Here is an 8,828-nt window from a genome sequence, read left to right on the forward strand (position 1 = left end):
GGTTTCACACGATAAACTCAGGGACCACACCTATATGGAAAAGGAGCCCGTAATGGCAGCCATGAAGCCGCGAACCGGGGATGGACCGATGGAGGCCGTTAAGGAGGGGCGCCTGATCATCGTGCGCGTCCCGCTCGAGGGTGGGGGTCGCCTGGTCGTTTCCGTCAACGACGACGAGGCGAAAGAGCTGTACAGCGTCCTCGGCGGCGTTGTGAACCCTGCGTGACACGCTCCCTCCGCGAAGCGGCCGGTCAGTTCTGACCGGCCGCTTCGTTGTTCGCCGTCAGTGGGCGACCGTGGTCAGCTGCAGCAGCCCATCGCCGACGATCGACAGTGCCCCGATGACGGCGGGGGAGGACTGCGTCTCCTGGATGAGGGAACGGTAGGCGCTGGTCACCGCGTCGCGCCGCACCGGGTCGGCCACCGCACCGCCGTGCAGCACACGCGGCACGAGTACCGTGCCACCGGCGCGGACCAGTCGCAGACCGTGCTCGACGTACTCGATGACGCCCTCCGGATCGGCGTCGATCAGGACGATGTCGTAGGACGCCTCGTTCATGCGAGGCAGGACGCTCGATCCGCGCCCGGTGATGAAACGTGCCCGGGCGGGCGCGACACCCGCCGCGGCGAAGGATTGGCGGGCCGCGCCCAGGTGCTCGGGCTCGACGTCGATGGTGGTCAGCGTCGCCCGCGGCGAACCGTGCAGCAGCCAGAGCCCGGAGACCCCCGCCCCGGTGCCCACCTCCACGATGTTCAGCGCCTTGGATGCCGCGGCGATGACCGCGCACTGGGCACCGACCGGAGCGCTGATGGGATCGGCGCCGAGCTCCAGCGCGTGTGCGCGTGCCCTGCTGATCGCGTCGGGTTCGACTGTGACTTCGGCTGCGAACCTGCGGTTCGCGTCGTGCTCGCCCATGGGACCTCCAGCTGTCAGCGTACGCGGCCGGAGCGCCGCGACCGGTCAGGCGCACGGGTAACCTGGAGGCATGGTTTTCGGGCTCACGTGGGAGAAGCTGCTGCTGATCGCCGTGATCGCCGGCATGCTGATCGGACCCGACCGACTGCCCGGGTACGCCGAGGCCCTTGCCCGGTTCACCGTGCGTGTGCGGGAGTGGGTCTCGGGTGCGAAGACCCGCGTCAAGGAGGAGATGGGCGAGGACCTCGACGACGTCGACTGGCGCAAGCTCGATCCTCGCCAGTACGACCCTCGCCGGATCATCCGTGAGGCGCTCCTCGACGACGCGCCGACGCCCACGGTGCGAGCGGCAGCGGCCGGCGCCGCGGTGACCGCTGCTGCGGCCCCGACGCCGACGTCACCGCCGGTCGAGCGCCCCGAGGGGCCGCCGCCCTTCGACTCGGAGGCGACCTGAGCCGCTGAGGTTCAGGCGGGGGAGAAGGGCAGGGATCGGCCGACGAGACCGCGCCCCTGCGCGAGCAGAACGTCGGCGAGTGCGGTGATCGCAGCCGCTGCCGGGTCGCCGGGGGCGCCGAGCACCACGGGGACCCCCGCGTCGCCGCCGGCACGCAGCGCCGGGCTGAGCGGCACCGTTCCCAGCAGCGCAACGGCGTGACCGTCGGTCGACAGCGCCTGAGCCACCGCTCGCCCGCCGCCCGAGCCGAACAGGTCGACGACGGTGCCGTCGGGCAGGGTCATGGCGGACATGTTCTCCACGACGCCGATCACGCGCTGACCGGTCTGGCGCGCCACCAGCCCGCTGCGCACAGCCACATCGGATGCCGCCGCCTGGGGCGTCGTGACCACGAGCACCTCGGCGTGAGGGAGGAACTGACCCACCGAGATGGCGACGTCGCCGGTGCCGGGAGGCATGTCCAGGAGAAGCACGTCGAGATCCCCGAAGTACACGTCGGTGAGGAACTGCTGCACTGTGCGGTGGAGCATGGGTCCGCGCCAGGCGACGGCGCCGGGCGTGGCGGCGTCGCGGGGGAGGAACATGCCGATCGAGATCGTCTTCACGCCGTAGGCAACCGGCGGCAGCATCAGCTCGTCGATGCGCGTGGGCTGGGGCGGCAGCCCGTCGGGTTCGACGAGTCCCAGCAGCGCCGGAATCGAGAACCCGTGCACGTCGGCGTCGATGAGCCCGACGGCCGCCCCCCGGGCGGCGAGGGCCACGGCGAGGTTGGCGGTGAGCGTCGACTTGCCGACGCCGCCCTTGCCGCTGGTGACGGCGATCACGCGGGTGAGGGATTCGGGACCGAAGGGAATCTGGCGCGCAGCGCGCCCGCCGCGCAGGCGCTCCGTCAACGCGGCACGCTGCGCCGGCGTCATCACACCCACCCGTACGTCGACGGCGGTGATGCCGGGGACGGATGCCGCGGCGGTGCGGACGTCGGATTCGATGCGGGCGGCGGCGGGGCAGCCGACGATGGTGAGGTCGACCCCGACCTGAGCGACGCCGTCGTGCACCGCGACGTCGCGCACCATGTCGAGCTCTGACAGGGGGCGGCGCAGCTCCGGGTCGACCACAGCGCCGACTGCCGCGCGCACGGCGTCGTCGAGGGGGGTCACGACCGGCCCGTTGCGTCTTGGTGCCCCTCGCGCGCGCCGTCGGCCTCGAGGTCGGGGTATCGGGGTGCGGGGGCGTCGTGGGCGGCCCGGTCGCGCGCGGCATCCCGGTCGTCGAGCTGCTCGAGGGCACGGGCCAGCTCCTGGCGCAGGACGTCCTTCGTGACGACCTCCTTGGTCACATCCGTCAGCGCCATGCGCAGCGCCACGATCTCGCGGGCCAGGTACTCGGTGTCGGCGAGGTTGCGTTCGGCGCGCTGGCGGTCCTGCTCGATCTGCACGCGCTCACGGTCGTCCTGGCGGTTCTGCGCCAGCAGGATGAGTGGCGCCGCGTACGACGCCTGGAGCGAGAGCATGAGCGTCAGGGCAGTGAAGCCGTTGGCGGCGGAGTCGAACCGCAGGTTCATCGGCGCCATCGTGTTCCAGCTGAGCCAGATGATGCAGAACAGGCTCAGGATCAGCAGGAACAGCGGCGTGCCCATCGCGCGGGCGATCCATTCGGTGAAACGGCCGAACCGATCGCTCGACGGCTGCGGCTGGCGGGGAAGCACGCCGGGCCGGCCGCGGGGCGCCTCGAGCGAGGCCTTCTTCGCGCGTACCATCAGCGCTTCCCCGTCGGCGTTCCGGGCCGCAGGGCTGCCGCGGCGTGCGGTGCGGGTTCGGGTGAGCGCCAATCCTCGGGCAGCAGGTAGTCCAGCACGTCGTCGACGCTGACCGCTCCGACGAGGTGGTGCCCCTGGTCGACCACGGGAAGCGACACGAGGTTGTAGGTGGCGAGCAGCCGCGCCACCTCGGAGGCGGGAGCCGTCGCCGGGACCGCTTCGATCGAGTCGTCGATGATGGCACCCAAGCGCTCGTGCGGCGGGTAGCGCAGCATGCGCTGGAAGTGGACGACCCCCAGCAAACGCCCGGTCGGCGTCTCGAACGGGGGGAGGGTGATGTACACCGAGGCGGCGAGGGCGGGGTGCAGCTCGTGGCGGCGGATGAGCGCGAGCGCTTCGGCGACGGTGTTCTCGGCCGACAGTACGATCGGCTCGTTGGTCATGAGACCGCCGGCGGTGTCCGGACCGTACTCCAGGAGCGCGCGGACGTCCTCGGCCTCGTCAGGCTCCATCAACTCGAGCAGCTGGGCGATGCGCCCCTCGGGGAACTGGCCGAGCAGGTCGGCGGCGTCGTCGGGCTCCATGTGGTCGAGGATGTCGGCGGCGCGCTCGTCGCCGAGGCGCTCGAGGATGTGCATCTGGTCCTCCTCGGGCATCTCCTCGAGGGCGTCGGCGAGCCGGTCGTCTGGCAGCTCTTCAGCGACTTCGAGCAGGCGCTCGGCGGGGAGGTCCAGCAGAGTGTTCGCCAGGTCGGCCGCGTGCAGCTCGGAGTACGTCGCCACCAGCTGCTCGGCTGACTGGGCCTCGCCGGGCGCCTGGTCCTCACGCACCTCGTTCCACGCCGCGAACGTCGTGGGGCCCTTCGCGAACGGCGAGGCGCTCGTCTTGGGGCGCCGCAGGAAGAGCTGCGACACGTCCCAGTCGCCGATGCGGTTGCGGTCGATCGCAACGTCTTCGATGACGGCGGTGCCGCTGCCGTCGCGCAGGTAGACCCGGCGTCCCAGCAGCTCGGCCATCACGCGCACCTCGCCGCCGCGCTGCTGGAAGCGCCGCACGTTGATGAGGCCGGTCGTGATGACCTGGCCGGTCGCGATCGATGTGACGCGCCCGATGGAGAGGAAGACGTGGCGCCGGCCGGGGATCTCGACCACCAGCCCGATCACGCGTGGCGGGTCGTCCTTGCGGAAGATGACCACGACATCGCGCACCTTGCCGAGGCGGTCGCCGGCGGGGTCGAAGACCGCGCAGCCGACCAGCCGCGCGACGAAGACCCTCTGCGTGCTCACCCCACCCAGCGTAGTCGGCGTCGCGGGTCGCCCGCCCCGGGCCCGCCGCGACACCGCGTGCGAAGATGGGGGGATGAGCATGATGGGGCCGTTCGGGTCGGGGCGCAACGCGGTCGGCGATACGGTGGCGAGCTTCACCACGTACGAGGCCGCCCAGAAGGCCGTCTCGGCGATGATCGCGGCAGACGTGCCGGCGCGTGATATCGCGATCGTCGGGCAGGACCTGCGGTCCATCGAGAAGGTGACGGGCCGGCTCGGCTACGCCACCGCCGCCCGGCAGGGCGCCATAAACGGACTGCTGCTGGGAATGCTCTTCGCCGCGATCTTCGTGCTCGGCACACCTGAGGTGCCGATCCAGCTGTTCGTCGGGGTGCTCTTCGTCGGCATCGCCGTGGGCATGCTGATGAGCATCATCACGTATTCGCTCATCCGCCGACGCCGGGACTACGCCTCGATCACCCAGGTCGTCGCCGACCGTTACGACGTGACGGTGCTGCCGGCGAGCGTGCACAAGGCCCGTCAGGCGCTGGGACGCGTCGACGCGCCGGTGGCCTCGCCCGTAGACCCCGGCGCGACGCCCGCGCCGGGCCAGGCCCCCGCGCCGCGTCCCCCGCTGGACGACCCGAACGAGCCGCCCCGGTACGGTGAGCGGATCGTGCCGCCCACTCCGGCCGCACCGCAGGGCGACGACCCCGCCGGCGAGGGCTCCCCGCGGACATGATCGACGGACTCACCGTCGCGCTTCCCGCCGGTGAGGTGACGGTCTCCGCCGCATTCGAGGCGCCCGAGGACTCCTGGGCGACGATGGCGGTCGCCCACGGGGCCGGTGCCGGATACTCGCACCCGTTCCTCGTCGGATTCGCGCGCGGCATGCGTGCCGCGGGCGTCGCGACCCTGCGTTTCAACTTTCCGTATGTGCAGGCGGGCCGTCGCATGCCGGGGCCGGCCGCACACGCGGTGGCCACCTGGCGGGCGGCCGAGGCGGCACTGCGCGCCGAGGCGCCGGGGCTGGCGATGTGGGCGGCGGGCAAGTCGTACGGGGGCCGCATGGCGTCGATGGCTGCGGCAGAGGGAGCAATCGCGCCCGACGGGCTCGCGTACCTCGGCTATCCGCTGCATCCCCCCGGCCGCCCCGATAAGCCGCGGGTCGCGCATCTTGCGGACGTCGTGCCTCCGCAGCTGTTCGTCGAGGGGACGAACGACCCGTTCGTCGACCCGCACGAGCAGCTCGCCGATGCGGTCGCGTCGTGCCGGGAGGCCGCGGTGCACTGGATCGACGGGGGAAACCACTCGTTCGAGGTGAAGGGGCGCAAGCGCCCCGCGGACGAAGTGGGAGAAGGTCTGGCGCCGATCGTCGCCGCGTGGATGCGCGCGCATTCCTGACGCTGCCGGCGGGACACCGTGCACCTCGCTACGGTGCGCTGCGCCCCAACCCTGTGCCGGCTACGCACCAGCTTGATCGACACGGCCTAAAACGGTGGCGGAGCCCCGCTGGCGGCCGGCGCGGTGAACTCGAGGGTCCGGGGCGGCACGTCGGTGTACACCCGACCGGTGGGACTGGTCCACACGAGCACTCCACCGCCGTGCTGCGCGACGGTCCACGCGGTGCTGTGCTTGAGGGTGTGGTGCCGCTTGCAGAGGTGTGCCAGGTTGCAGACGCGGGTGGGGCCGCCGTGGGCGTGGTCGATGGTGTGGTCGATGTCGCAGTGCCAGACGCTGGTGCGGCAGCCGGGGAACCGGCAGTGCTCGTCGCGGGCGCGGAGAAGGCGGCGCTGGGCCTGGGTGGGCCGGTAGTCGTCGGTGTGTTCCACGGCCCCGGTGTCGGGGTTCAGGTGCAGCCGGTCCCAGGTGGGGGCGAGCGAAGCGAGGTGGCGGGCGGTGTCGGGGTCGACCGGCCCGTGTCCGCGGAACGTGGCCGGGATGTTCTGGCCGGTGAGAGTGGCGGCGGGGATGGTGACCTCGATGTGGGCGATGAGCGCGTCGGTCTCGCAGCGGGTCGCGTCGGAGGCTTCGGCGGTGGCGTGTCCGGTGAGCAGCAGGTCGGAGAACACGTCCGCGCGCCGCTGATCCACCGTCCGGCAGTCTGCGGCAGTGGGTGGTTCTGACGTGTCGTCGGCTACGTCGCCCACCTCGGCCGCCTCGCCCGCGGTGCGGTCGCGGAGCGCGCGGGCGTATTGGGTGAGACGGCCGCGGATGCCGTAAGCGAGCGGTGCCGGCAGGAGGGCGACCAGTTCCGCCATCCCGTCGTCCAGGTCCCGCACCCACACCCGCCGAGTCTCCGCCGCGGTGGCGTGTCGTTCCGTGAGCGGGACGGGGTCGATGCGGTGCGCGAGGGTGGTGATGACCGGCTTCGCCCGCCCCGCCGTCTCCCGCTCCGCCACGGCCAGCGCGGCCTGCTCGAACACCGCCCGCACATCAGGGTCGGTGATCCGCGCCCCGGCGTCGTCGATGACCCGGACGTGGGCGATGTCGATCCGCCCCTCCGCCAACGCCGTCACGGTGGCGGGGAACCGTTCGCGCAGCAGGGTGGCGTGGTGGATGCGGTTCTGCATGCCCCGGTCGGACTGGCGCAGCGCCGCGCCCAGTTCCCCCGCGACGGACCGCAACGGCATCTCCCGTTCCCGTTGCGCGGCGATCGGGATCTGCGCGGTCTGCGCCGCCGCGATCGCCCCCGCCCGCGCCAGCAGTCCCAACTGCCAGGCTTGGATCGCGGCGAGCTGACGGTCGGCATCCACCATCTCGGCCACCACATCCGTCAACGACAACACGTCATCCGTCAAGGACCATACGTCGTCGCGAGTGGTGGTCGGGGAGCTGTTCATGCCCCTTATTCTGCCGAGGGCCACCGACACTGACGGCACGCAAATCCCAGGTCACCCGCCGATTGTGGACAACTCGCACCACGCGCGTCCTGGGGAGGAAACGACGGCTGGCGCCGCCCCCGCGACTCACCGCCCCGCGGCGTACCCCTGCATCCCACGCGGATTGGCCGCTGCCCACAGCACGCCGCGACTGCGGTCGATGCCGACGGCGCTCAGGCGGCCGAGACTCCACGGGCCGCTCACGGTGACATCGTGTCCGCGCGCGGTCAGCTCGCCGATGACCTGGTCGCCCACGCGGTCCTCGGCGATGACGCCCGCGGGCGTCCGGGTGCGCGGCCAGAACGAATCCACCAGGGCGGTGGTGTGCAGCGTCGCCGCATCGATCGCCTGCTGCGCGGTGTATCCGCCCACCAGCATCCGCAGCAGCATCGGCAGCTGCCACTGCTCCTGCTGGTCGCCGCCCGGAGTGCCGAGCGCCATCACGGGTGCGCCGTCGCGTGACACGAGTGTGGGGGTGAGCGTGGTGCGCGGCCGGATGCCCGGCCGCAGCGCGGCGGGGGATGCCTCGTCGAGCCAGGTCATCTGCAAGCGGGTGCCGAGGCAGAATCCGAGTTCGGGGACCGTCGGCGACGACTGCAGCCATCCGCCCGACGGCGTGACCGCGACGATGTTGCCCCAGCGGTCGACGACGTCGATGTGGCAGGTGTCGCCCCGGGTCGCGCCCGTCTTCGCGACGGTCGGCTCACCCACGCCGGCCGGTGCGCCGCCACCGGCCGGTTCCTGATTCAGCGGCGGATGAAACGGCGCGATGCCCGGCAGCGCACCCGGCCGCCATTCCCGCGATGCCCGCTCGCCGATCTCCGCACGACGCGATGCCACGTACTCCTCCGACAGCAGGCCGGCGACGAGGGCCGGGTCAGCGGCGTCGCCGAAGTATGCGTCGCGGTCGGCCAGGGCGAGCTTGAGCGTCTCGATGATCGTATGGGCGCCCCGAGCGGTCGCGGGGTCCAGCGCCTCGTCGTCGAAGCCGTCGAGGATCCGCAGAGCCTCCAGCAGCGCCGGGCCCTGCGTCCACGGCCCCGCCTTGGCCACCACATGGCCGCGGAACGACGCGGTGACCGCGGCCTCGTACCCGGCGTCGAACGCCGCGAAGTCGGCGGGGGTGATGACGCCGGCGTGGTCGGTGCCCGACGAGTGCCGGTGCGGCCGGGCGAGGAACGCGGATGCCGCCTGCGCGACGAGCCCGGTCTTCCACTCCCGACGCGCGGCGTCGATGCGCGCGCCGCGATCGGCGGCGCCGTCGCCGGCAGCCACGAGCCGCTCGAGCACGGCGGCGTATGCCGGATTGCGCACGAGCGACCCGGCCGCCGGCACGTCGCCGTCCGGCATCCACAGCTCTGCCGAACTCGGCCAGGCGTCCTGGAACAGCTCCGCCACCCGTGCGATGGTGGCCGCCGCAGCGGGCAGCAGGGGGTGCCCGTCGCGGGCGTAGCCGATTGCGAACGACAGCACGTCGCCCAGCTCCCACGTGCCGTGGTCGCGCAGCAGCACGAGCCAGGCGTCCACGGCCCCGGGCACCGCGGCGGCGAGCCCC

Annotated in this window: 10 protein-coding genes; 4 read left to right on the forward strand and 6 right to left on the reverse strand. The window is 72.2% G+C overall.

Features of this window, described 5'->3' with window-relative positions:
* Positions 1-52: 52 nt before the first annotated feature.
* Positions 53-226, forward strand: coding sequence for a DUF3117 domain-containing protein (locus NQ160_RS12925; protein ID WP_257493131.1), 174 nt, complete (start codon positions 53-55; stop codon positions 224-226).
* 57 nt (positions 227-283) lie between these two features.
* On the opposite strand, the gene NQ160_RS12930 is transcribed toward NQ160_RS12925, so the two are convergent.
* Positions 284-916: an O-methyltransferase gene (locus tag NQ160_RS12930; RefSeq protein WP_257515635.1), complete on the reverse strand. Its 633-nt coding sequence runs from the start codon at positions 914-916 to the stop codon at positions 284-286.
* 70 nt (positions 917-986) lie between these two features.
* On the opposite strand from NQ160_RS12930, the gene NQ160_RS12935 reads away from it, so the two are divergent.
* Positions 987-1,370: a Sec-independent protein translocase TatB gene (locus tag NQ160_RS12935; RefSeq protein WP_257515636.1), complete on the forward strand. Its 384-nt coding sequence runs from the start codon at positions 987-989 to the stop codon at positions 1,368-1,370.
* Positions 1,371-1,381: 11 nt separating this feature from the next.
* Here NQ160_RS12935 and NQ160_RS12940 read toward each other — a convergent pair whose 3' ends face one another.
* Genes NQ160_RS12940 through NQ160_RS12950 form a run of 3 tightly spaced genes read right to left on the reverse strand, consistent with a single transcriptional unit; the run spans position 1,382 to position 4,412 of the window.
* Positions 1,382-2,527: an Mrp/NBP35 family ATP-binding protein gene (locus tag NQ160_RS12940; RefSeq protein WP_257515637.1), complete on the reverse strand. Its 1,146-nt coding sequence runs from the start codon at positions 2,525-2,527 to the stop codon at positions 1,382-1,384.
* Positions 2,524-3,126 carry a DUF1003 domain-containing protein gene (locus NQ160_RS12945; protein WP_257515638.1) on the reverse strand — a complete coding sequence of 201 codons (603 nt, stop codon included), beginning with the start codon at positions 3,124-3,126 and terminating at the stop codon, positions 2,524-2,526. Before NQ160_RS12945 ends, NQ160_RS12940 begins: the two co-directional genes overlap by 4 nt.
* Positions 3,126-4,412, reverse strand: a complete 1,287-nt coding sequence (locus tag NQ160_RS12950) for a magnesium transporter MgtE N-terminal domain-containing protein (RefSeq protein ID WP_257515639.1) — start codon at positions 4,410-4,412, stop codon at positions 3,126-3,128. The genes NQ160_RS12945 and NQ160_RS12950 overlap by 1 nt, the downstream gene beginning before the upstream one ends.
* Positions 4,413-4,485: 73 nt before the next feature.
* Between NQ160_RS12950 and NQ160_RS12955 the strand changes: the two genes are divergently transcribed.
* Together NQ160_RS12955 and NQ160_RS12960 are read left to right on the forward strand one after the other, a co-directional pair.
* Positions 4,486-5,133: a general stress protein gene (locus NQ160_RS12955; protein ID WP_257515640.1), complete on the forward strand. Its 648-nt coding sequence runs from the start codon at positions 4,486-4,488 to the stop codon at positions 5,131-5,133.
* Entirely contained in the window at positions 5,130-5,795 is a 666-nt protein-coding gene (locus NQ160_RS12960; RefSeq protein ID WP_257515641.1) for an alpha/beta hydrolase family protein, read from the forward strand. The genes NQ160_RS12955 and NQ160_RS12960 overlap by 4 nt, the downstream gene beginning before the upstream one ends.
* Positions 5,796-5,881: 86 nt before the next feature.
* Here NQ160_RS12960 and NQ160_RS12965 read toward each other — a convergent pair whose 3' ends face one another.
* Together NQ160_RS12965 and NQ160_RS12970 are read right to left on the reverse strand one after the other, a co-directional pair.
* Positions 5,882-7,234, reverse strand: coding sequence for an HNH endonuclease signature motif containing protein (locus tag NQ160_RS12965; RefSeq protein WP_257515642.1), 1,353 nt, complete (start codon positions 7,232-7,234; stop codon positions 5,882-5,884).
* 126 nt (positions 7,235-7,360) lie between these two features.
* Positions 7,361-8,828 (reverse strand): gamma-glutamyltransferase family protein (locus NQ160_RS12970; protein WP_257515643.1); only part of this gene is annotated, 1,468 nt, incomplete at its 5' end.

The sequence above is a fragment of the Microbacterium sp. zg.Y909 genome, assembly GCF_024626565.1.